The sequence below is a fragment of the Leeuwenhoekiella polynyae genome (genome assembly GCF_004104075.1).
In the GTDB taxonomy this organism is placed as follows: Bacteria; Bacteroidota; Bacteroidia; order Flavobacteriales; family Flavobacteriaceae; genus Leeuwenhoekiella; species Leeuwenhoekiella polynyae.
Genome location: NZ_QOVK01000020.1, coordinates 65,428 through 88,171, shown reverse-complemented (window position 1 = coordinate 88,171; position 22,744 = coordinate 65,428). Strand labels below are relative to the sequence as shown.

20 protein-coding genes are annotated in these 22,744 nt (G+C 36.8%); 5 read left to right on the top strand and 15 right to left on the bottom strand.

All coding sequences use genetic code 11. The features are described 5' to 3' along the window. Positions 1–197: 197 nt before the first annotated feature. Both sucC and DSM02_RS16470 read right to left on the bottom strand, forming a co-directional pair. On the bottom strand, positions 198–1,388 hold the full coding sequence (gene sucC / locus DSM02_RS16475; protein WP_128761253.1) for an ADP-forming succinate--CoA ligase subunit beta: 1,191 nt from the start codon (positions 1,386–1,388) through the stop codon (positions 198–200). 99 nt (positions 1,389–1,487) lie between these two features. Next, complete coding sequence (locus DSM02_RS16470; protein ID WP_240674088.1) at positions 1,488–2,141, bottom strand: LON peptidase substrate-binding domain-containing protein; 654 nt, start codon at positions 2,139–2,141, stop codon at positions 1,488–1,490. A 185-nt stretch (positions 2,142–2,326) separates the two neighbouring features. Between DSM02_RS16470 and lysA the strand changes: the two genes are divergently transcribed. Beyond that, positions 2,327–3,544 carry a diaminopimelate decarboxylase gene (gene lysA, locus DSM02_RS16465; RefSeq protein WP_128766644.1) on the top strand — a complete coding sequence of 406 codons (1,218 nt, stop codon included), beginning with the start codon at positions 2,327–2,329 and terminating at the stop codon, positions 3,542–3,544. 5 nt (positions 3,545–3,549) lie between these two features. Here the strand turns inward: lysA and DSM02_RS16460 are convergent, their stop codons facing one another. Next, positions 3,550–3,936: a glyoxalase superfamily protein gene (locus DSM02_RS16460; protein WP_128766643.1), complete on the bottom strand. Its 387-nt coding sequence runs from the start codon at positions 3,934–3,936 to the stop codon at positions 3,550–3,552. Between the two features lie 143 nt (positions 3,937–4,079). Here DSM02_RS16460 and DSM02_RS16455 point away from each other — a divergent pair, with 143 nt between their 5' ends. Genes DSM02_RS16455 through DSM02_RS16440 form a run of 4 tightly spaced genes read left to right on the top strand, consistent with a single transcriptional unit; the run spans position 4,080 to position 7,505 of the window. Next, positions 4,080–4,727: a DUF4159 domain-containing protein gene (locus tag DSM02_RS16455; RefSeq protein WP_128766642.1), complete on the top strand. Its 648-nt coding sequence runs from the start codon at positions 4,080–4,082 to the stop codon at positions 4,725–4,727. Then, positions 4,717–5,238 carry a TrmH family RNA methyltransferase gene (locus DSM02_RS16450; protein ID WP_128766641.1) on the top strand — a complete coding sequence of 174 codons (522 nt, stop codon included), beginning with the start codon at positions 4,717–4,719 and terminating at the stop codon, positions 5,236–5,238. The genes DSM02_RS16455 and DSM02_RS16450 overlap by 11 nt, the downstream gene beginning before the upstream one ends. Continuing rightward, positions 5,228–6,328 carry an AI-2E family transporter gene (locus tag DSM02_RS16445; RefSeq protein WP_128766640.1) on the top strand — a complete coding sequence of 367 codons (1,101 nt, stop codon included), beginning with the start codon at positions 5,228–5,230 and terminating at the stop codon, positions 6,326–6,328. The genes DSM02_RS16450 and DSM02_RS16445 overlap by 11 nt, the downstream gene beginning before the upstream one ends. Then, positions 6,321–7,505 (top strand): class I SAM-dependent methyltransferase, encoded by a 1,185-nt coding sequence (locus DSM02_RS16440; RefSeq protein WP_128766639.1) that lies wholly within the window; start codon positions 6,321–6,323, stop codon positions 7,503–7,505. The genes DSM02_RS16445 and DSM02_RS16440 overlap by 8 nt, the downstream gene beginning before the upstream one ends. Here DSM02_RS16440 and DSM02_RS16435 read toward each other — a convergent pair. The 12 genes from DSM02_RS16435 to DSM02_RS16380 form a co-directional block, all read right to left on the bottom strand. After that, entirely contained in the window at positions 7,502–8,068 is a 567-nt protein-coding gene (locus tag DSM02_RS16435; RefSeq protein WP_128766638.1) for a biliverdin-producing heme oxygenase, read from the bottom strand. The two genes, DSM02_RS16440 and DSM02_RS16435, sit on opposite strands and share 4 nt — an antisense overlap. After that, positions 8,016–8,612 carry a response regulator gene (locus tag DSM02_RS16430; RefSeq protein WP_128766637.1) on the bottom strand — a complete coding sequence of 199 codons (597 nt, stop codon included), beginning with the start codon at positions 8,610–8,612 and terminating at the stop codon, positions 8,016–8,018. The genes DSM02_RS16435 and DSM02_RS16430 overlap by 53 nt, the downstream gene beginning before the upstream one ends. 8 nt (positions 8,613–8,620) lie before the next feature. Next, positions 8,621–9,025, bottom strand: a complete 405-nt coding sequence (locus DSM02_RS16425; RefSeq protein ID WP_240674087.1) for a response regulator — start codon at positions 9,023–9,025, stop codon at positions 8,621–8,623. Between the two features lie 11 nt (positions 9,026–9,036). Next, complete coding sequence (locus DSM02_RS16420) at positions 9,037–11,247, bottom strand: ATP-binding protein (protein ID WP_128766636.1); 2,211 nt, start codon at positions 11,245–11,247, stop codon at positions 9,037–9,039. Position 11,248: 1 nt separating this feature from the next. Further along, the gene (locus tag DSM02_RS16415) at positions 11,249–14,872 is read right to left on the bottom strand and encodes a chemotaxis protein CheB (RefSeq protein WP_128766635.1); all 3,624 of its coding nucleotides are present in this window, start codon (positions 14,870–14,872) and stop codon (positions 11,249–11,251) included. A 213-nt stretch (positions 14,873–15,085) separates the two neighbouring features. Beyond that, entirely contained in the window at positions 15,086–16,168 is a 1,083-nt protein-coding gene (locus DSM02_RS16410; RefSeq protein ID WP_128766634.1) for a 3-oxoacyl-ACP synthase III family protein, read from the bottom strand. A 210-nt stretch (positions 16,169–16,378) separates the two neighbouring features. Further along, complete coding sequence (locus DSM02_RS16405) at positions 16,379–18,085, bottom strand: efflux RND transporter periplasmic adaptor subunit (protein WP_128766633.1); 1,707 nt, start codon at positions 18,083–18,085, stop codon at positions 16,379–16,381. 85 nt (positions 18,086–18,170) lie between these two features. After that, complete coding sequence (locus DSM02_RS16400) at positions 18,171–18,869, bottom strand: PepSY domain-containing protein (protein ID WP_128766632.1); 699 nt, start codon at positions 18,867–18,869, stop codon at positions 18,171–18,173. A 3-nt stretch (positions 18,870–18,872) separates the two neighbouring features. After that, positions 18,873–19,601 carry a heavy metal translocating P-type ATPase gene (locus DSM02_RS16395; protein ID WP_128766631.1) on the bottom strand — a complete coding sequence of 243 codons (729 nt, stop codon included), beginning with the start codon at positions 19,599–19,601 and terminating at the stop codon, positions 18,873–18,875. A 44-nt stretch (positions 19,602–19,645) separates the two neighbouring features. After that, positions 19,646–20,866, bottom strand: coding sequence for a permease (locus tag DSM02_RS16390; RefSeq protein ID WP_128766630.1), 1,221 nt, complete (start codon positions 20,864–20,866; stop codon positions 19,646–19,648). Positions 20,867–20,876: 10 nt separating this feature from the next. Beyond that, on the bottom strand, positions 20,877–21,491 hold the full coding sequence (locus DSM02_RS16385) for a DUF3347 domain-containing protein (RefSeq protein WP_128766629.1): 615 nt from the start codon (positions 21,489–21,491) through the stop codon (positions 20,877–20,879). A gap of 2 nt (positions 21,492–21,493) precedes the next feature. Continuing rightward, on the bottom strand, positions 21,494–22,738 hold the full coding sequence (locus DSM02_RS16380) for a TolC family protein (RefSeq protein ID WP_128766628.1): 1,245 nt from the start codon (positions 22,736–22,738) through the stop codon (positions 21,494–21,496). Between the last annotated feature and the right edge of the window lie 6 nt (positions 22,739–22,744).

Here is a 22,744-nt window from a genome sequence, read left to right as displayed (position 1 = left end):
GACAACCTGAAGCTTAAAAGAAAGCGAGTAGTCTTTTTGGGTTCTTTTTGCATAACCACTCTTTGAGGGTGTTTTCATTACACTAAGGTTTTAGTGTATCGCTATTTCAGGACGGGACATATTTTATAATAAAAAAGCCCCAATCATAATGATTGAGGCTTTAAATTTCCGCTTTGCGGAAACACTATACTTTAAAATTACGCAAGAACTTGCTGAACTTTATCTGCTGCTTCTTGAAACTGAATCGCACTTTGAACATCAAGACCACTATTATCTATTAGTTCTTTTGCTATATCAGCATTCGTACCTTGAAGTCTTACAATAATAGGCACATTGATAGTTCCCATGTTTTTATAAGCATCTACGATACCTTGCGCAACGCGATCACAACGTACAATACCACCAAAGATATTTACTAAGATTGCTTTTACATTAGGGTCTTTAAGAATAAGGTTAAATGCCGTTTCTACACGCTCTGCATCTGCAGTACCACCTACATCTAAAAAGTTAGCCGGCTCACCACCTGCTTGTTTAATTAGGTCCATAGTTGCCATTGCAAGACCAGCACCATTTACCATACAACCTACGTTACCGTCAAGATCAACATAGTTAAGACCTACTTCTTTAGCCTCTACCTCTACTGGATTTTCTTCACGCTTATCACGCATTGCTGCATAATCTTTATGACGGTATAATGCATTGTCATCTAAAGATACTTTTGCATCTACAGCCATTATTTTATCATCACTTGTTTTTAAAACCGGATTGATCTCAAATAAAGAAGAATCTGAAGCTGAATATGCCTTATACAATGCTGCAACAAACTTGGTCATTTCTTTAAAAGCTGTACCACTCAAACCTAAGTTAAAAGCTATACGTCTTGCCTGAAATCCTAATAATCCTGTTGCAGGATCTATTTCTTCTGTAAAAATCAAATGTGGAGTTTTCTCAGCCACTTCTTCGATATCCATCCCACCTTCGGTAGAATACATAATCATATTTTTACCGGTACCTCTGTTTAATAATACAGACATATAATATTCTTCCGGCTCACTATCTCCAGGGTAATACACATCTTCAGCAACCAATACCTGATGTACTTTTTTACCTTCTGCAGAAGTCTGAGGAGTTACCAGATTCATCCCGATGATTTGTCCTGCGATTTCTTCTACTTCCTGAAGGTTTTTTGCCAACTTCACTCCGCCACCTTTTCCTCTACCTCCAGCGTGTACCTGAGCTTTGATCACGTGCCAGCCTGTTCCAGTTTCTTCAGTAAGTTTTTTTGCAGCTTCTACTGCTTCAGCTGGAGTAGTAGCTACTTTACCGCGCTGTATACGCACTCCAAAACTGCTAAGTATTTCTTTTCCTTGATATTCGTGTAGATTCATAATCAGGCGTTTCTATTTATTTGAAATTTGCAAAGCAAAAATAAGTATTTAGCCCAAACTCTGCTAGTAATTTACTCGGGATTTACAGGCGCTGGTTTATTAGAGCTCATCCAGTTTATAGTCTGTAAAATCTAACGGATCAAAATTTTTAAAATGTCCGTTAAGTTGAATCAGCTCGCGAGTCCGGTTCATTTGCTCTACTACTGGCAAGGTCACGGTTAAGTGGTCTATTAAATATACATAGCGTGCAGATTCACTAGAAAGTTTTAATAAGTCTAATTCCTGCTTTAAGCTTAAGCCTAATTTATGCGGAAAACTATAGGAGTCGATTGCCTTACCTGTAGTCAAACCAGGATCTGCTCCTAAAAGCATATAAAATCGTTTTGCCAGATTGAAAAACAAATCACGCTGGGAGACCGTACCATCTTCAGTTGTTTCTAAAAAAGTAACTTCTGCCCCAGAATACAATTTATCATTATATACAGGATAAAATTCTTCGATCTTAAAAACCCGAAGTCCTCTGCATACTACATCACTTGCTCCTCCGGGATAACGCTTTTCAATACGCTCTAAGCGAACTTCTGTTCCATAAGAAAGCTTTCTGTTAATATAAACCGGTATACCGAATGTTATATCCTGCAATTCACAATCTGTTATTAATTGCTGGTATCTATTTTCAAAAATATGAAGTGCAAGACGCTCACCGGGAAATACCACAAGTTCAAGCGGAAACATCGGCAAATTTTGAGTCATAATCTATTTTTTCTTTCTGTTTACTTGGGCAACAGTATGCATTTTAAACCCCTGTGAAAATACAGAAATGTTTCTCAAAACCATTCATTTTTGAACTTCTCGAAGAATATGTCTTATTTTTTAACGCTATCCGGTGTATAAGTAGATATTCTATATTAGATTTGTACGCTTAAAGTTTAAAGATTATGACTAACCAAGACCTTATAGCAATAGCTAAAGAATACGGCAGCCCGGTATATGTTTATGACGCGGCTAAAATAGAATCACAATACAACCGCTTAACGTCTGCTTTTAAAAAGGTTAAGAATTTACGAGTGAACTATGCTGTAAAGGCCTTGTCTAATCTAGCTGTTTTACAGTTGATTAATAGTTTTGGTGCCGGGATGGATACCGTGAGTATTCAAGAAGTAAGACTTGCTCTTGCCGCCGGAATAGAGCCGGCTAAAATTATGTTTACTCCTAATGGCGTGTCTCTAAACGAACTTGAAGAGGTTGCAAAAATGGGGGTTCAGATCAATATTGACAACCTTTCAATCCTAGAGCAATTTGGCACAAAACATCCTAAAACTCCGGTTTGTGTGCGTATTAACCCACACGTGATGGCTGGTGGAAATACCAACATTTCTGTAGGGCATATCGATAGTAAATTTGGTATCAGTATACATCAGATACCCCATTTATTGCGCATTGTAAAAAATACAGGAATGAACATCAACGGTATTCATATGCATACCGGCAGCGATATTCTGGATATAGATGTGTTTTTACACGCAGCAGAAATTCTTTTTGATACCGCAAAAGACTTTAAAGATTTAGAGTTTTTAGACTTTGGTAGTGGTTTTAAAGTTCCTTATAAAGAAGGTGATATCGAGACTAATATTGAAGAGCTGGGCGATAAATTGAGTTCAAGATTTAATGAATTTGAAAAGAACTACGGAAAGGATTTAACACTGGTTTTTGAACCAGGAAAATTTTTAGTTAGTGAAGCTGGAAAATTCTTAGCAAATGTAAATGTGATCAAGCAAACGACATCTACAGTTTTTGCACAGATAGATAGCGGTTTTAATCACCTTATACGGCCTATGTTTTACGGTAGCCGCCACGAGATAACAAACATCAGCAACCCTAAAGGAAGAGAGCGTTTTTATTCTGTAGTAGGTTATATCTGTGAAACTGATACGTTTGCTACAAACCGTCGCATCGCAGAAATTGCAGAAGGAAACATCCTTGCTTTTAGTAATGCCGGCGCATATTGCTTCAGTATGGCGAGTAACTACAATTCCAGATTACGCCCAGCTGAAGTATTATTTATTGATGGCGAAGCACAACTAATTAGAGAGCGGGAAACCTTTGAAGATTTGCTTAAACATCAAATCCCATTAAAGCAAACTGTAAAAGTTTAGTCCTATTACAAGGGATGGTAAAAAATCAAACCATTCTTATACGGATCGTAAAAAGCAAATTCTAGAGTGCCCCACGGCTTTTCCTCAAGAGAGGTATGGTTGTGAAACACACCCATAAGCTGGTATTCTTTATAAAGGGCTTCAATTCCCTGTACTTGAATTCTAAGCATTGGTCTGTCTTTACTAATTTCCCACTCTGAAGCATCGTGCCATTGTAAATGTAAGGCGATATTGTTTCGGCGTATCCCGGCATATTTAGGATTGCGCTCTTCATCTATAAAAACCAATTTAAACTTGAGTTTTTTGATATAAAACTCTAATGCATTTAAAACATTTTTAACTGGTAAAATAGGTGTGATTTGGGCCAGATATGCTTCATTGGGCGAACTCATAATAACAGTAATTTTTCAGCATTAAACGTTTTGATTATTATTTTCAAAAATAATTAAAACAATACATAATGAACTACTTAAAAAATAGGGTGTTGACTAGAAAATAAGTAATTTCGTTTTTCAATTTATAAAAGAAATAGTAAGTGTATCGGTTTATACTTAGTGCTTTATTAACAGTTCTATTAACCGCTTCAATCGAGGCGCAGCAAATTGCTGTTCTTCAATATGAAGGTGGTGGTGACTGGTATGGCAATCCTACATCTCTGCCTAACCTTGTTAAGTTTTGCAATACTACAATACACACGGCATTAGATAATGATGTAGCAACAGTAACATCTACAGATCCTTCAATTATGCAATACCCTTTTGTGCATATGACAGGCCATGGCAATGTTTTTTTCTCAGATGAAGCGCTTCAAAATTTGAGAAATTATCTTAATAGTGGTGGTTTTTTGCATATTGACGACAATTATGGAATTGACAAATATTTAAGACCGCAGCTTAAAAAATTATATCCACAAGAAGAATTAATAGAATTACCAGCAGATCACCCTATTTTTTCCACGGCATTTGAATTTAAAGAAGGTTTACCTAAAATTCACGAACACGATGGTTTAAGACCCCAGGCTTTCGGTTTATTCAAAGAAGGTAGAATGGTAATTTTATACACATTAGAAAGTGACCTGGGTGATGGCTGGGAAAGTCAGGAAGTTCATAACGATCCTCCGGCTGTTAGAGAGAAAGCATTAAAAATGGGTGCAAATATTATAAAATACGCCTTTGAAAACTGAGCAATTATCCCATGAGACTACACAAACCGAAGCTCCCCTACTTCCGTTTGTTTTGGTTTGTGACGGGTTAAGCAGCCCGGCTAATGCAGGGAGTTTATTCCGGTTAGCAGATGCGTTAGGGATAGCTCATCTCTATTTTTGTAATAGTTCTATAAATTTTGAAAGCACACGTCTAAAACGCACTGCGCGTTCTAGCGAAAAGTCTATTGCATTTTCTGAAGTTGAAGATCTTGCAGCACTTCTTTCAACTCTTAAGACTGAAGGTTATGTAATTTTGGGATTAGAATTGACAACAACCAGCCAGCCTTTAAGTGAATTTGCAACACATAATTTTGAAAAAATAGCTTTAGTTTTAGGCAATGAACGCCACGGAATTTCTGATGCTATATTGAATTTAACTAACCACAGCATATACATACCTATGCGTGGTAAAAATAGCAGTATGAATGTTTCTCAAGCTGCAGCAATCGCAGCGTATCAGCTAATAAACAGCCCTAAATATGGAAAATAAGTCTAAAATAATAGCTTACGGAATTTTAAGAGCCATTGGTATTATTGGGGGTATTATACTTGCTATTTGGTTCTTATATAAGATACAGGCGGTTATTATGTTCATTTGTATTGCTGCAGTAATCTCATTGATAGGAAGACCTATTGTAAATCTTTTAAAAGATAAATGCGGCTTCAACTCTGTAGCCGCTGCCATCACAACCTTATTGATGGTTATCGTTTTGATATCAGGTATTTTGGCGTTGTTTATCCCTATTTTAATTGACCAGAGCGAACATATTAGTAAAATAAATTTTGAAGAAGTAAAACACAACATCAGTCGCCTGAATATAGAATTTAGCCGTTCTATGGGAGTTGATCAGGTAACGCTAATTGAAGGGTTTAAGCAATCAGATTTTATTAAAAACTTTGACATCTCAGTAATACCAACATTTATAAACAGTATTCTGGGGAATTTCAGTTCATTAATAGTAGGCTTATTGTCAGTGATTTTCATTTCCTTTTTCTTTTTAAAAGACAGTCAGTTGCTTTTAGACAGCTTTTTGGTATTTGCCAATCAAGGTGAAGAACGTCGTTTTAGACACGTATTTCACAAGACTAAACAATTGCTTTCCAGATACTTTTTAGGTATTTTATTACAGTTGATGATCCTGTTTTTCATCTATGCTATTCTTTTAGTGAGCTTTCAGATTCCTAATGCATTTGCAATTGCGCTCTTTTGTGCGATGCTCAATGTCGTACCCTATATAGGTCCGGTTGTTGGTGGTGTTGTAATGATGCTTTTAGTTATTAGCGGATATTTTACAGCAGACTTTCAAGCAGTTATTTTACCAAAAATGATCTATATTTTTATTGGGTATTGTATTGCACAACTCATTGACAACTTTGTAAACCAGCCGCTCATATTCGGTAATAGCGTTAAGTCACATCCACTTGAAATCTTTTTAGTAATTATCATCGCAGGATTGATTTTTGGGATCTTTGGGATGGTGGTTGCTATACCTGCCTACACAGCGATAAAAGTGGTCGCTAAAGAGTTTTTATCAGAATATAAGATTGTACAAAAGCTTACCAAAAACCTGTATGAATAAACGCTTACTAGATCCAGATGTTGTTGCGTTTATAAAGGAGCATTATAAAGAAGATGTTTCCAGAATTATCCTCAACAAATCACCTTTTGCTGATGTAAGCACCCAAGAATTGGCGCAGCAAATAAGTGGACGACAAAAGGCCGAAAAGAAATTACCTACCTGGTTTACAACTCCACAAATATATTTCCCACCAAAATTAAATCTAGAGCAAACTTCTTCAGAGATAACAGCTTTATACAAAGCTGGTTTATTTAAAGGAAAAAACTGTATCGATCTAACAGGAGGTTTTGGGATAGATGATTATTATTTCAGTAAACGATTTGAGCACATAACGCATTGCGAACTCAACACAGATTTAGCCGAAATTGCACAGCATAATTATAAATCTTTAGGTATAGAAAATGTAACTGTGATCTCAAAGAATAGCCTTTCGTATCTTAAAGATTCCACAGAAAAATACGACCTGATTTACACAGATCCTTCGCGCCGGCACGACAGCAAAGGAAAGGTTTTTATGTTGAAAGATTGCGAACCCAACATTCCTGAAAATTTAGATTTTTTATTAGAAAAAGCTGATACAATACTGATTAAGACCAGTCCATTATTAGATATTACTGCTGCGTTGAGCGAACTGGATAACGTAGTTGCTATTCACAGTGTCGCCGTAAAAAATGAGGTCAAAGAATTGTTGTGGATTATTGATAAAAAGCAAAATTCTGAACCTATAGATTATGTCGCTGTAAATTTAGATAGCACTTTTGATGAGCCTGTTGTGATCGCTAACAACAACCTCAATCTGGCAGAAGCGGTTTATGGAGTGCCAAACTCTTACCTATATGAACCCAACGCAGCACTTCTTAAACTAGGTGCTTTCAATTGGATCAGTGAACATTATGAGCTCGATAAGCTTTCTGCAAACGCACATTTATACACTTCAGAAAAACTTATCCCATTTCCCGGAAGGAGATTTCAGATTGATTCGGTTATAAACTATTCTAAGAAAGAAGTTTCCAAATTGTTTAAAAACACCCAGGCGAATATAACCACCCGAAACTTTAAAGAATCAGTTTCCGCACTTCGGAAAAAATTTAAGATTAAAGATGGTGGTAAAACCTACCTGTTTTTTACGACATTATCCAACAATTCTAAAGTTGTTATAACGTGTAACAAAGTTTAGACTTCGTAGGTATTCTTAAATATCAAAAACGCATAATTTGCTCCATTGACAGCTGCATCCATTTCAGTTTCTGAATAATCCTGAGACTCAACCACCGCGGCAAAAGACTTCCACCTATTCAATACTTCAGGCGGATTTTTACCGAAAAAATGATGTTTTTGAATAGCATCTAAATTTGAACAGGATTCTAAGTTTTTTCTAATGAGTAACCCACCCATCATAGAACCTTCTACAACATACAACATTCCTAAAATTTGAGCAGGAGACAGCGTTTTAGAAGTATCAAAAGTAATTTCCGGAATTACCGCTTCCATCTGACTTAAGTCTAACTCAAGATCTTTTACCTTTTTGTTATCTGCAAAATGCTGCAAATTTACCGGTATGTTTTTCTCATGTTGTTTTAGGAGACTATCAAGTGTAGCATAAGCCTTGTAATTTTGCTTTAGCAAGGCTTTATATTGTGCTGTCGTGATGCTATGATCTAATATATATTTAGCCAGATTATCCTGCTCAGTCTCTTGATGGAGGCTTGCTGTCTGCTTCTTTAAGTGTTTTAAAATCATATCCAGATTTGAGGCGTTTTAAGTCTTCTTGTATTTTTAACATTCCTTCACGATGAGACATATTCTCTCTTGAAAAATTTTCTAAGAAAACCTCGATGTCTTTTACAAGCTTCTTACTCTCCACTATTTTTTTACGTACCGGATGCATCATCGGACCGTTTTTAGCAATTGCGTTGAGATACGGCTCCAGTTTTTTATGCAAAAGACTTATGTTCTTTTTTAAAATATAGCCCGAAGCTCCATTTAAAATAGTATCTGCTGCAAGCTCTTCATCGTTAATGGTTCCCGTTATAAAAATAAACGTAACCGAAGGCACTAGTCGTTGAGCCGTTTCTAAAATCTCTAAACCAGAACTTGTGGGCAAATTATAGTCTGAAATGATCAGATCTGGAGGGTCACCCACAAGATTATTTTTATACTCGCTGTGGTTATTGCAAACTGTGATCTGAGCATTTTCTGCCACCTTAAAAACCTCCCGCCTTATCAAAGTGACATCGGTAGGATTATCCTCAACCATTAAAATCTTTAACGCTTCTGTTATCATCTTTACTTTTAAATAATCCAGTTATTAATTAGGTTAGGTAAGGTTTCACACAGTTCAAGAAAGGTTTTTGGCTTTGCCATAAAACTGTTTGCTCCTAATAAATATGCTTTTTCTTTGTCTTCATTAAGGTCTGATGAACTCATCATCACAACCGGAATTGTTTTATACTCTCTGTGTTTTCTAAATTGTCTTAGAACTTCAAGGCCATCAAGTTTAGGAACTTTTATATCTAACAATATCAACTTAGGAGACTGCTTCTTAAAAGCATCACTCTCTATAAAATCAACAGCTGTTTCACCATCAGAAATATGCCTTATTGCATAGTCAGGTATTCGTCTTTCAAAAATACGAGTCATCAGCGCAATGTCTGTGGTGTTATCTTCTATGGATAAGATGTAATTTTCAGATTTCAATTATAAAACTATTATCCCAAATTAAATAAAAAAGTACTCCCTTTACCAGCCTCACTTATGACTTTTATTTCGCCATTATGCTTTTTAACAATACGCTGACTAATGGTTAGCCCTATACCAGAACCGACATACTCATCTCCTACCAGTCTACTGAATAATTTAAAAATGCGGCGCTCATGCTTTTGATCAAAACCAATACCATTATCTTTTACAAAAAAGTAATCCATTTGATCTCTAACAGTATGACCGATTTCAATTAAAGGAGCTTGCTCGTTTTTTGTATATTTTAAAGCATTCGTCAATAAGTTTTGCATAAGCTGTAAAACCATTTTTCGATCTCCGTAAGCTTGAGGCATAGATTTGTCAATCGTGATTTTTGTATTCGGAAAATCTTGTTCAATATGCAGAAAACCTACAGTTTCCTGAACCAGTTCAGCCATTGAAAAGTTATCTTTTCTAATTTCTGACTGAGACACTTTAGAGAATTCTAAAATATCATCAATAAGCTGATTCATCTTAACAGATGAATTGATGATTGTTGCTATAGAAGACTTGCCAAAATCATCTAACTGCTCAAAATAATCCTCTTTTAATATCTGTGCAAAACCATCAATCCCACGTAGTGGGGCTCTTAAATCGTGAGCGACACTGTAACTAAATGTCTCTAAGTCTTCATAGGCATTGCGCAATAATGTATTGAGTTCTTTTACCTCTTCATATTTTTCAAGAATGATTTCAGATATATTTTCTTTCAAGGCCTTTGCTGCTGCTATCTCATAATCATACCAAGGATCTGACTTTCCTGATTGCTCTACAGACCATTTATCAAAAGATTTTCTTGGAGAAATACGTTGGTTTTCATCAACGGCAACAGGTTTTTCAGGATTACCTGCCCAAGTCACAGTCTCTATCTTTTCTGGTTTAAACCAAATAAGTGCACTCTTTTTTGCTGCGGAAAGAAATAAGCACAAAACACCTGAGGCATAAGACTTCAATGAATCTGAAACCTTATGACTCTCACATAAATTGGCTGTGACAATCCAGTCTTCTTTATCTTGCTTTAGCAGCTCTACCAGCCCACAAATATCTTCTTCTGAAGGAGCTTTACCCACAGTAGCGATACGATCGTCAAGCATCACTGCTGCGCCTGTAGCCTCTGTTATATCTAGCATCGTGGCTTCTCCTTTAGTTAGCCCTTTATGAATATTCCAGTCTTTACTTATTTTTTCCAGCAGCTTGCTTCTCAATACAGCTGCTCTATTTACTTTCCGAAGTAACACATTTGCTTTAGAAAGCACCAACTGACTCGAGAATACCTGAGTTAAAAACTTACAAGACTGGCGCTGGTAATAATTAACTAACTTAGGACTATAATGGTGACACGCGATAAGTCCCCATAAATTACCCTTAGAAATTATAGCAGCGGTAAGCGTAGCTCCCACGTTCATATTCTCTAAATACTCGATATGAACGGGTGACGATGCACGCGTTTCACTTATAGAAAGATCTATCGGATTGTCGCGCTCATCCCCAGACAAAGCCTGTATAGATACAGGTTCACTCTTGACATCTGCAATGATACGAACCCCTTGTCTTAAAAATAATTTACGCGCCTGTTGTGGGATATCTGAAGCAGGATAGCGCAAACCTAACCAACTTTCTAAATGTTCTTCCCGAGCTTCTGAAACAACAACGCCGTCCCAGTTTTCATCAAAACGATAGATCATCACCCGGTCATAATCAAAAAAATCTTTGATGAGATCTGCGGTGATATCACACATCTTCTGCTCATCTGTTACCGAATTTAATTTAGCAACGACTTCAGATAATTGATCCTGATATTTAAATGGGTCACTTGGGTTTTCAAAAGGCTCTAGCTCTACAACAAGGTTGCCTTCATTAATATGCGCAATTAACAAATAAGAAATTCCATTAATTTCTAACTGCACAGGACTCATCTTTTCTGAAGAATCAACGGCTTTTAAAATTTCAGCAGTAGGATTTGTAAGTAAATCTGTTATCTGAGATCCTAGAATTTCCTCAACATTCTTATCAAAAAGCTGGTCTATATTTTCACTACAATACGTGATTTTATAACTGCCAGGATCACAAGCCAGCAAATAACCATGGCTTTGTATCTTACCAAGAATGTGTATGGGTTCTTTATCACAATTAGTTAATGAAACCTCCTGAGGATATAATGAAGAGGGGCCTTCAGACATACTAGCGCTTAATTTTAAAATAAAATGTACTACCTTGACCAAATTGTGAATCTACCCAGATTGTACCTTCATGTAATTTTACAATCTTTTTACAGTGTGCCAGACCTACACCGGTACCTTCGTATTTTTCTTCCGTAGGAACACGACCAAAGATCTTAAAAATCGCTTCAAGATCATCTTCTTTAATACCAATACCATTATCTGCAATTGCAAAGGTCTGATACTCATCATCTCCAAAAGAAGAAATACGTATACTAGGCTTAACACCTTTTTGACGGTACTTCAACGCGTTACTTATCAAGTTCTGAAACAATAAACGCAATTCAGTTTCATAAGCCATTAATACAGGCATTTTACCCACACTCACGGTTGCATTTGCTTCTCTGATACTTCTGTTTAAGTCATATTTTACAATCTCAATAAGTTCAGTCACATCTACTTTTGTCTTCTTGAGATCTTCCCCAATTCTACTATGCTCTAGCAAAGCCTTGATTTGCTCCGCCATTCTTCCTGACGCTTCGTGAATGTAGCCCAGATATTCTTTTCCTTTCTCAGACATTTCATCACTGAATTTCTTAGAAAGAAAATCACTACTGAATCTAATTGTAGAAAGGGGTTCTTGTAAATCGTGCGAACAAATAGAAACAAACTGCTCTAAATCGGTATTTATGCGCTCCAGATCATCCTTTTGTTTCTGCAATTCCTGTTGAGCTATTTTGAGATCTGTAATTTCCATTAAAGTACAACGCCATTGATTGGTGTCTCCCGCAGCATTAAGCATCAATTCTGCATTAAAAAGAACATCTAACCGATCGCCATTAACACATTCTAATTTTAATTCTTCATTAGAAATACTACCTGTTTTCTCTAATTCATCGAGCAAAGCGATTGCTTTAACTTTGGTTTGCTTCGGGTAAAATTCAAATATAGATTTACCTACCACTTCAGTTTTAGTTACAAAACCAAGGGTTTCTACAAACAGACCATTACATTCAGAGATCAAACCAGTATGCGAATTAATGGTAACATGCATAACCGGATCATCTTCATAAAAAGCCTTAAACTTCTCTTCACTCTTACGTAAACGTTCCTGTGATTGTTCTACTTTATGAATATCTATAAAGGTTATAACAACACCCTCTATAGTATCCTGACCGGTATGAAATGGCGAAATGCGTTGGAGAAAATAACGCCCGGATTTACTCTTAATTCGTTTTTCGAAAACCTGACCGGTATTCATAACTTTTTTAGAGTTATCAACAATTGTCGTACGCTTACGAATCCCAAAGTTTGCAACAAAATTTTCTATAGAACGCCCTATATCTTGTTTTACTAAGTGAAAATGCTCTCTAATTGCTGGCGTAAACTTTCTAATAATAAGATTCTTATCCAGGAAGACGGTACCAATACGCGTACTATCAAGCAGATTATCCATATCTGCGTTGAGCATGGCAAGATCTTCCATCTTTTCTATATGCTCTGCGTTTACAGTATGTAACTCTTCGTTTACGCTTTGCAGCTCTTCATTAGTACTCTGCAATTCTTCATTAGAAGCTAATAACTCTTCATTAGATGCTTGTAATTCTTCATTACTCGTTTCTGCTTCTTCAAGAGCATTGCTCAGTTCGTATTGGGTTTCTTTAAGTTCGTCTTCAAGATCTTTTATACGTTCCTGAGCAGATTTATGAATATCTGCACGCTCTATTATAACAGATTTATTTTCATTCTTATCAATCTCAATAAGCGTAATTATATAGTGAAAATCACCTTCTAAATTACTGCTCTTAAGAGGTTTAACCAGAATATCAACCCGCTTTTTCAATTCATTGTTCTCATCAAAAATCTCAACATCTTTATAGAGAATTTGAGACTTTCTGCGTCGTGCTTTGTTTACCGTGTTTTTAATCGCCTCAGAAAGCTCTTCTGAAAGCATATCTATAAGATTTGTTGTAAAACCTTCTTCTGGAAACTGAACATATTTTTTGAAAGCACCTAATGCTTCCAAAATATGAAAGTTTTCATCTATATAAACACTTGCAGCTCCATATTGCTGCATAATCGCTTTACTAATCTCCTCTTTCAAACGACTGGTATTACTTATACTTTGCACTGATCCTTTCTTTGTTCCTATCGTATTCCGTTTTAAAGTTTGACGCTCTGCTGTTGAGCTAAGTATTTCAGTTTTTAAACGCTCTGAATTTTCTATATTTCGATAAATGTTCCACTTTCTGTTTATTTCCTCAAAAGAATTTTTATGAACCCCGAGAGACTCACTGGATCCCAATGTAAGAATACCATCTTGTATAAGTGCGTAATGCAGTAAGTGTATAACTTTTGATTGCACTTCATTCTGAAGATAAATGAGTAGGTTACGACACATAACCATATCCATATTCTTAAACGGAGGATCATTTGTTATGTCGTGATTAGAAAATATGATGCACTTTCTAATATTTTCCTTTACAATAAAATTATCTCCGTTTTTTCTGAAATAAGTACTAATGCGATCACTAGAAAGATCACTTAACACATTTTCTGAATACGAACCTTTGCTAGCTATATCCAGATGATCCTGAGAGATGTCTGTCGCAAATATCTTAAGCGCTATATCTTTACCCTGCTTTTTGATTTCATCAAGAAATAAAATACCCAAAGAATAAGGTTCTTCTCCGGTACTACAGCCTACATCCCAAATTTTAATAATTGCGCCATCTTGCTTCTCACTAACGATTTCTGGGATAATGTCATTTTCTAATATTTCCCATACTTTAAAATCTCTAAAAAACTTGGTAACTCCTATTAAAAATTCTTTATAAAGGGTTTGTACTTCTTCAATATTATTTTTTAAATAATTGAAATAGGATTCTAATGAGTCTAGTTTTAATACGCGAACTCTCCTGCCAATTCTTCGAAGTAACGTGGGTCTTTTATATAAACTAAAATCTAATGCTGTATTATTCTTTAAAACCTTTAAAATATCGGTTAAGAGTTTTTCGTCATATTGAAACAACTCCGCATCAAAACCAATGCTACTCTGAGCCTCAAAATAGTTTGAAAGTTCATCACTTATACGCTCAACAGGCACGATAAAATCAGCAAGACCAGTTTTTATAGAATTACGAGGCATTCCATCAAATTTTGCCTGCTCAGGTTGCTGCACCATAACAACACCACCTTTTTCTTTAATAGCACGTATTCCTCTAGAACCATCACTACCTGTTCCGCTAAGAATAATACCAGCACAATGCTCTTTAGCATGATTTGCTAAAGATTCAAAAAACATATCAATAGGAAGATTTAAGGATTTATCCTTAGGCTTTTCGAGCAACTTGAACTTCCCTTCTTCAATAACAAGATTGTTTGTAGGTGGAATCAGATAGATACAGTTGGCCTTAATTTCACCACCGTCTTTGATTACCTCAATTGGAATTTTTGTGTTTTTAGCCAGAAGTTCTGCCATCAAGCTTTTGTGATCCGGCGAAAGATGCTGAACCACAATATAACTATACAATGACGCTGTAGGTACATTATCAAAAAAGTCGTTAAGAGCTTGTAAACCTCCAGCACTTGCTCCTATCCCTACAACAACGTGAGTAGCTTTTTTAAAAGAAGTATTTGTAGTCACAAAGTATATTTAATGGTTAGAGGGGGTACCAACTACAAGGATTATTATTTAAAATAATAAGAGCTGTAGTAACTTATCAAAAATACTTTTTTATATTAGATTAATAAAAGAAAGTGTTAATATTTAAGACAATATTAAGACTTATATTATTTAAAATAATAACAGACAACCATTTCAGGACACTAAACTTAAAACAAACTGAATATCAATATCTTAAAACTGATAAACTGCCGCATTAATATTCATTCCTGCTCCTACCGAAGCAAAAACGACCAAGTCTCCGGTTTTAATTTCTTGATTTTCTACTGCTCCTTTTAATATAAGATCTAAAAGTGTAGGAACAGTCGCTACCGAAGAATTCCCAATCCAGGATATAATCATTGGCATTACCCCTTCAGGTACTTCATCTATCTCATAGAGCTTGTATAGACGCTCTATAATAGCATCATCCATTTTACCGTTAGCTTGATGGATAAGTACTTTATTTACATGCTGAATGTCTTTACCGGCTTTATCTAAGCAAGCTTTAATAGACAAGGGAACAGTTTCTAACGCATACTGATATAACCTGCGACCGTTCATTTTTAAATAAAGGTCATTTTTGTTTGCTTCTGTAACATTGTACGAGCAGCCCATAGTGAGCATTTCTGCATAACGGTACGTGTCTGAACGGGTCTTGTGAGCTAGCATACCTATAGGCGAAGAACTTTCTTTTCCTTCTAAAATAGTAGCTCCAGCTCCGTCAGCATAAATCATACTGTCCCTATCGTGAAGATCTATAACACGAGAGATTGTTTCAGCACCAATAACCAGAATCTTCTTAGCATCACCAGACTTTATAAAATAATCTGCCTGAATCATACCTTGTAACCAACCTGGACAACCAAATGGTACGTCATACGCTACACAATCTGGATTTTTAATCTTGAGCTTATGCTTTACTCGGGCAGCTAATGCCGGAACCATATCGCTGCGGTTAGAACCAAATTTTACATCTCCGAAGTTATGCGCGACAATTATATAATCTAACGTCTCAGGATCTATAGCTGCATCTTCAATAGCCTTTTTTGCAGCAAAAAACCCGATGTCTGACGCAACAAGATCATCAGCCACATAACGACGCTCTTGTATAGTTGTAATTTCCTGAAATTTATCTACGATATATTCATTAGGTCGCTCTACCGGTTTCCCATTAGATTCAAAGAATTTAAAATCTAAAAAAGCTTCATTTTTCACCTTTTTCTTAGGTAAATAAATTCCGGTGCCGGTAATTACACTATATATTTTTGAACTCATATATGCTCCTGTTTAGCTTCAGCTAAGCCATTTATTGTTGTTTATTAAACTAATTTCTGTACGAAAAGGGGTAAAATACAATCTTATTCTGATAAAATGATCAAACTCTTTAGTAGAATACTAAATCCAAATGTGAAATCAAATTTATAAATATTTGTTTTTCAATACTTTAAACCTTAAAAATACGCAATAATTAAAGTTGTCTTCCATTTAGAATGTGGTGATCACACTCCCGCAATTCTCCATGGCTTCCCCATAATACGGATTTTTAATTTCTTGAGATTCACTCAACCATACCGCGCCCTTAGAGTCATTAGCCATAGGGCATCGCTGCAAATATAATGTGGGATTCAAGTCTTGTATTGCTCTCACTACTGCTACCATATTCTCATTAAGTACAACAAATTCCTCTCGCTTTTGATTGAGTGTTTCTGCTTCAACAATCTGTTGAAGCTTCTGCTTAATTATAGAAAAATGAGAACGCTCCATAGTTTTAAGTTCTGAAACGTCTATGTCTGAAAGTCCGCTCAACAATTCTGAAGCAGCAGATGAAACTTGCTTATCATCAGAATTTACAAACGCATCTTTGAGTGTTAAATACTGTTTCATTTCATCTTTAATGGTCTTCTGAAAGTTTAGCGGTAACTGCATACTCATAGATTCTACACCTTTTGAAGTATTACTATCTCTATTCATCATGGATTTTTTACCGCTCAATTGCGCTGCAGCATCTACAGTAAAAGTCCCATTTGTTACCAACTCTTCTCCGCGCGATAGTCCGCTGCTTATTTGATAAAACTCATCTTGCTTTGGTCCAAGATCAACTTCTCGCATTTCAAAAACAGGCTGAGCCGGATTGGGTTTTACATAAACCAGCGAGCGTTTACCGGTCCACATAACCGCAGAAGCAGGAATAATAAGTTGATTTGAAAAGTTCTTTTGTGCACCTGCTACCGCAGCTTTCACAAACATCCCCGGTTTTAATAAATCCTCTTTGTTTAATAAAGTTGCCCGTACGATCACAGTGCGTGTCTCATTATTTAAAATGGGATCTATAAATGATATGCTTCCAGAGAACGTCTTATCAGGATACGCATTTACCGCAATGTCTAGTTGTTGCCCATTTTGCAAACTGCTTATTTGATTTTCATAAGCATCAAATTCTGCCCAAACTGTACTTAAATTATTCACTTTAAAAATAGGTTTGCCATCCATGACGTGAGCTCCTTCATTTACATCAATTTCAGAAACAATACCAGAAACATGCGAGTAAATAGGAAAACGCGTAATCGGCTCTCCACGCTGTTCTACTTGGTCTAAAATAGAGGAGTGTATCTTCCAGTTCTTAAATTTATTGTGTACAGCCTCGTACAATCTGGGTTGAGATTCTTTCAATTTTGAAGCAGTTATTAACTCTTGCTGTGCAGCTATTAATGCAGGGGAGTAAACGGTCGCCACTTGCTGCCCCATACGTATATGCTGCCCAACAGAGGTAACCGACAACGATTCTATACGCCCATCAAAATGCGCAGGTTGTGTCGCAGTCTCATCTGCATTGATCACGATTTTCCCGGAGAGATTAAGATCCTCTGTGACTTCTGTAGTACCGGCACCTATAACTGTTGTTTGAATACCTGCTAAGGCCAGCGCATTATCAGTCATTCTAAATTGATTTGCAGACAATCCGCTTGCATCTGTCTCTGCCGGAATCAGATCCATCCCGCAAATGGGACAATCTCCAGCCTGCTCCCGCATAATTTGTGGATGCATAGCGCAGGTCCACAAATTAGGGTCTTCTGAGTGATCGTGAATAGCTGAATCTTCGGTTACTTGCTTTTTGTTTTCTCCAAAAATTAAATAACCAGCTCCCAGTCCTACAACCGCAGCAATAAATAAGTATAGAATTGATTTATTCATGTTTTTAAATTTTAGTTCTGCAAAAGCAGTAAACTGGACGAGATAAGTTTCAGTCCCTTTAAATCTCGATTATCGAGTAAAACCATTATTTCTTCTTCCATTTCCTAAGCGTTGGCGAACTTACATACCACAATACAAAACCGCTCAAAACCGTAACAAGACCAAGAATTGAAAATGCTCGAAGCAGCCCGTTATTAATATCGTCACGCCCCTCATAATCCATCGTATGGGTCATCCACAAAAAATCAAACCAGCGCCAGTCTCTGTGTCTAACGGTTTGAAATGCTCCATCTGTTACCGAAACATAAGCTTTAATAGCATTTTGCCCTTTATAACTCACCACATATGCCGGCACTAATTTTTTCCGGTATTCGTGATGCGCATCAGCAGTTACTATTTTTTCTATTCCGGAAACTTTTAACGTTGAAATCATATTTTTAGCTGCAATAGCTAGCGCTTCTTCTTTTGTAATGCCTTTCTTATACTCACCTGTTTTTGCGTTGTATAACTGGCTATTATTAATCCAATAATACGGTTCATTATTAATTTCGCGCAGCGCAATACTTTTAATTTTTAAGATGGAATCTAAAGCTGTCGGACTTAATAGATTTTCAAAAGCTATAGGCTCAACTGACTTTCGCAAGTGATCACCGTGAATTTCATCAAGATCTGTCCAACTGAAATAGAGCCCGCTCACCGTCCACAGTATAAACTGAAGACCTATAAACAAGCCCAGATACCTGTGCGTTTTCCTAATTTTCTTTCGGATGCGTAATTTCCCCATTGGTTAAAGTAAAAGCATCAGCACCGCCATCACAATCATAATCGCATTCTCTATAAATGTCGCTTCGGTCATAGGTAGTTTCAAAGCCGTTCCCAAACACGCACACTGTATTGCCTTTTTATCGAGCAAGGTTCGGGTTACTCCTAGTGTCGTTATTCCTAAAATCACCAGCGTAATCACCAACGCCGCAGTCATTTGAAAGCGCATTAAAAAACACAGTCCAAGTGCTAATTCTATAAATGGATAAACCTTACCATAAACCGGTAATGCTTTAGCCAAAGGATCATACATACTGAAACTCTGCGGAAAACCTCTAAGATCTAAAAGCTTGAAAAAACTAAATACGATGTAGAAAAGTCCCATAAAATCAAGCATCATCTCGCGCAAATTCCAGTCATCTTTATGCAACAAAACCGCAGCGCCACTTATAAAAGCAAAAATTAAAAAAAGGGGTTTGAGTTGTTCTAATTTCGATTTTTCTGATGCTGCAGTTGTGAATACGTTTTGCGGTTGCGCTTGCTGAGAACCTTGTTGTTCACGTATGGTGTATTTAGCAGGCAAGGCCTCCTGAAATGCTTCGGTTGCAATATGCTTGTTCATAGTGATCACCGCTTGTTCACGTTCGAGGTTTACTTCAGCTTTTTCCACCCCGGCAACAGCGTTGAGCTTCTGTTCAACTCCGGTTCTGCAACCGTTACAGGTCATTCCTGTTACTTTATAAGTATGTGTCATTTAAATAAATTTTAATAGTAGGTTTAGTACTTTTAATAAACTCCCTAAACAAAGAACTTCACGATCAATCCGCCGGCTAGCCAGATATAGCAACTAAAAGCGGCATATTTTAATACGTTCTCAAGTGTTTTACTTTTAGGAGCCATCTCTTTCATATGCATAATATCTTTCCGCTTAAAAAAACCCAGATAGATCAAATAACCTGAAATAGCTAAAAAGGCAAGGTTTAAAAAGAACGTATAATTGATTTTAAAATAGTCGGAGTCCTGCACCGTTACTTCCGAAGAATCTGGCAAAATACTCATAAAATCAAAAGCGTAATGCAGAATCAATGAAGTTCCTACCAATGCGGTAAATAATAGAAAAAGAATAAATAAAGACATCTTCCAACCGTAGTATTTAGCATTGATTCTAAGAATAGGAAAAACTACCAAATCACTAAAGATAAAGGCCATCACACCGGCAAAACTCACTCCTTTGCCAAACAATAATGCTGCAAGCGGAATATTCCCCATAGAACCGATAAAGGTGATAAAAGCAGCGACAGGCCCCACAAGGATGTGCTCTAGAATTTCAAAAAACGTAAAATCTGTATTTCCATTTCCTGTACCTATAAACAAGGTTTGAAACCAGGAATCAGGTACAAAAGCGGCAACAATACCCGCGATGGTAAAGCCGACGGTTACGTCTTTCCAAACCATTTTCCACTCCATCCCGTATTGCTTGGCAACTTTAGCCCAGCTTTCTTCAAACTTTATTTTTTGTTTCCATGACTGGTCACTTTCATTCGTATCCTCCTCGTTCTCGCCCAGATTCTTTCGGGCATTTTCAATAAGCTTTTTAGGATTGATCAATCGTATTAACAACCAACTGATTCCGATTAGCAAAATTCCTCCTGCATATTCTCCCACTACAAATTGCCAACCTAAAAAGATTGAAATAATGATTCCCAGCTCGATCACAAGATTTGTAGAGGCCAGTAAAAATGCAATACTAGAGACAAAGCTTGCTCCTTTTTTAAACAAAGATTTTGTAGAAGCCAAAGCTGCAAAACTGCACGAACTGCTAATGAATCCAAAAAAAGTTCCCAACAAAACTCCTTTAGACTCTTTCCCGCCCATTGTTTGTTCCATTTTCTTTTCGGTAACAAAAATCTGAATCATACTACTTATGACATATCCCAACACAAATGCCCAGAGTGCCATCCAGAAAAATCCTGCAGTTGTAAAGGCCGCGTCGCCCCATTGTTTTAAAAAATCACTCATAAGCTAAATTTTAATTGGTTATCGTCGCGGTGACCAAACCACAATTCAACATTTTATCTCCAAAATATGGATTCTTAATTGTCGACTCGTTAGAAAACCAATCAGCTCCTTTTCCATCAAAAGCCATCGGACAATGCTGTTTATAAAGTGTACCGGTACTCAGACTTCCTTTAAAATAATTAGTAATGGCGTTAGAAAACTTTGAAAAAGCTTTACGTTGCGCCTCAAGATCTTCTGCAGTTGCAATACCCTCTGCCATTGCTTTTAGCTTGGCTGTATCTTCGCTGAAAATCATCGCCAGATTTGCAGCTTCTTGCTTGGCAATTTCACTATCGCTAGCTACCAATGCATTTTTGACACGAGTATAAGCATCCCAAACTGCAGCCGCGGTATCATCGTTAAAACTCAAAGGCGCGTCATCAATATTCAGTTCTGACGGTTCCGTTTTGCTTTTTTCAGGTGCTGAATGGGGCTCTTTCCCCTGCTGCTGCTCGTTCATTTCCATGGGTTGCTCGACTACCTGTTCGTCTTCGTTAGCTTTCGTATCAGATTTCTTGTCGTTTCCACAAGCATTTAACAGGACCGCCAATACAGTCAGACTCATAAATTTTACAGTGTTTTTCATAATTAAAATGTTGTTAGATAATTGATTAATGCAGCCTGCTCGTAGTAGTTTTGAACAGCCTGTATTTGATTGATTTGAATTGTTAATTGCATTTCTTGAATGTCTAGCACATCGTTAAAATCTATTGTACCCGTCTCATAACTTCTAAGTAAAATGTCTTCTGCATCTTTTGTTTGTTCTAAGCTTTTACTTTGAGCATCATAATTTATTCGAGCGGTATTTCTGTTTTTTACCGCCTCCGCAAAAAGACTTTTCAACCTATTAAAACGTTGATTGCGTTGCGCCTGAAGCTCTTCGTGCTTTAGCATATTTTGCTTACTTACCGATTTATATTTTGTATTGAAAATAGGCACCGAAAGAGAAACCATAGGCATCACAATATCTTTCCCATTATCTAAAATATTCATATCAGTTCGCTCAGAAACCGGGAGGTAATCTAAACCAACCCCTAGTTTTGGAGCAGCTTCACGCTGGTTGAGTGCTTCTGCCTGTGTGATGCTCTCGTAAAGTTTATCATACCTAAGCAACTCAGGATTTTGATCAAGTGTACTCCACACTACTTCAACATCATGTAGCGGAATTACTAAACTATCTGCTATAAAAACCGGTGCTTCATCATCTGTATTCAAAACAGCATTAAACTGAATTTTTGCCGCATTGAGCTTTTCCTCTAAAACAGCTTGTTGAGCTTTTAGATCATTCTGCCTAATCTGAAGTTTCAACACATCAACTGCTGAAGCTTTATCAATAGAAACTGCATTCAGCGCCAGCTCTTCATAACTTTTAAGCAATTGAATATTTTGCTCTACAACTAGCATTTGCGCCTGTGTAGCATATAGACTGTAATAGTTTTGAGCGACCTCAAGCCCCAGTTTTCGCTTTGCGATCAAATAATCTATATAACTTGCATCAGCAATTGCATGTTGATAATCAGATCGCGCAGTAAGGGTACCAAACCAAGGCAACATTTGTTTCACCGAAAAGCGAGCCCGCTGAGCGCCCACACGCGTTTCTGGTGTACGCACAAAATAGCCCACGCTAAAATCAGTATCCGGCAACGTGTTTGATTCATTTATCTTTTCCTGAGCGATCTCATAACGCAATTCATAGGCTCTGAGATCTGCATTGTTCGCAGTTGCCTGCTCTATATAACTATTTAAATCCTGACTCATACTTTGCTGAAAAACCAACAGCAAGCCAAGACTCAACAGCCAATAAGAACTCGTATGTATGTTATTAATTTTCATCTATCC

Bases quoted from the DNA above. Each gene is read 5' to 3' on its own strand.
- lysA (WP_128766644.1), top strand. From the start codon at position 2,327: ATGACTAACCAAGACCTTATAGCAATAGCTAAAGAATACGGCAGCCCG.
- DSM02_RS16430 (WP_128766637.1), bottom strand. From the start codon at position 8,612: ATGATAACAGAAGCGTTAAAGATTTTAATGGTTGAGGATAATCCTACC.
- sucC (WP_128761253.1), bottom strand. From the start codon at position 1,388: ATGAATCTACACGAATATCAAGGAAAAGAAATACTTAGCAGTTTTGGA.
- DSM02_RS16410 (WP_128766634.1), bottom strand. From the start codon at position 16,168: ATGAGTTCAAAAATATATAGTGTAATTACCGGCACCGGAATTTATTTA.
- DSM02_RS16405 (WP_128766633.1), bottom strand. From the start codon at position 18,085: ATGAATAAATCAATTCTATACTTATTTATTGCTGCGGTTGTAGGACTG.
- DSM02_RS16470 (WP_240674088.1), bottom strand. From the start codon at position 2,141: ATGACTCAAAATTTGCCGATGTTTCCGCTTGAACTTGTGGTATTTCCC.
- DSM02_RS16400 (WP_128766632.1), bottom strand. From the start codon at position 18,869: ATGGGGAAATTACGCATCCGAAAGAAAATTAGGAAAACGCACAGGTAT.
- DSM02_RS16390 (WP_128766630.1), bottom strand. From the start codon at position 20,866: ATGAGTGATTTTTTAAAACAATGGGGCGACGCGGCCTTTACAACTGCA.
- DSM02_RS16385 (WP_128766629.1), bottom strand. From the start codon at position 21,491: ATGAAAAACACTGTAAAATTTATGAGTCTGACTGTATTGGCGGTCCTG.
- DSM02_RS16445 (WP_128766640.1), top strand. From the start codon at position 5,228: ATGGAAAATAAGTCTAAAATAATAGCTTACGGAATTTTAAGAGCCATT.
- DSM02_RS16395 (WP_128766631.1), bottom strand. From the start codon at position 19,601: ATGACACATACTTATAAAGTAACAGGAATGACCTGTAACGGTTGCAGA.
- DSM02_RS16435 (WP_128766638.1), bottom strand. From the start codon at position 8,068: ATGATTTTAAAACACTTAAAGAAGCAGACAGCAAGCCTCCATCAAGAG.
- DSM02_RS16460 (WP_128766643.1), bottom strand. From the start codon at position 3,936: ATGAGTTCGCCCAATGAAGCATATCTGGCCCAAATCACACCTATTTTA.
- DSM02_RS16440 (WP_128766639.1), top strand. From the start codon at position 6,321: ATGAATAAACGCTTACTAGATCCAGATGTTGTTGCGTTTATAAAGGAG.
- DSM02_RS16420 (WP_128766636.1), bottom strand. From the start codon at position 11,247: ATGTCTGAAGGCCCCTCTTCATTATATCCTCAGGAGGTTTCATTAACT.
- DSM02_RS16380 (WP_128766628.1), bottom strand. From the start codon at position 22,738: ATGAAAATTAATAACATACATACGAGTTCTTATTGGCTGTTGAGTCTT.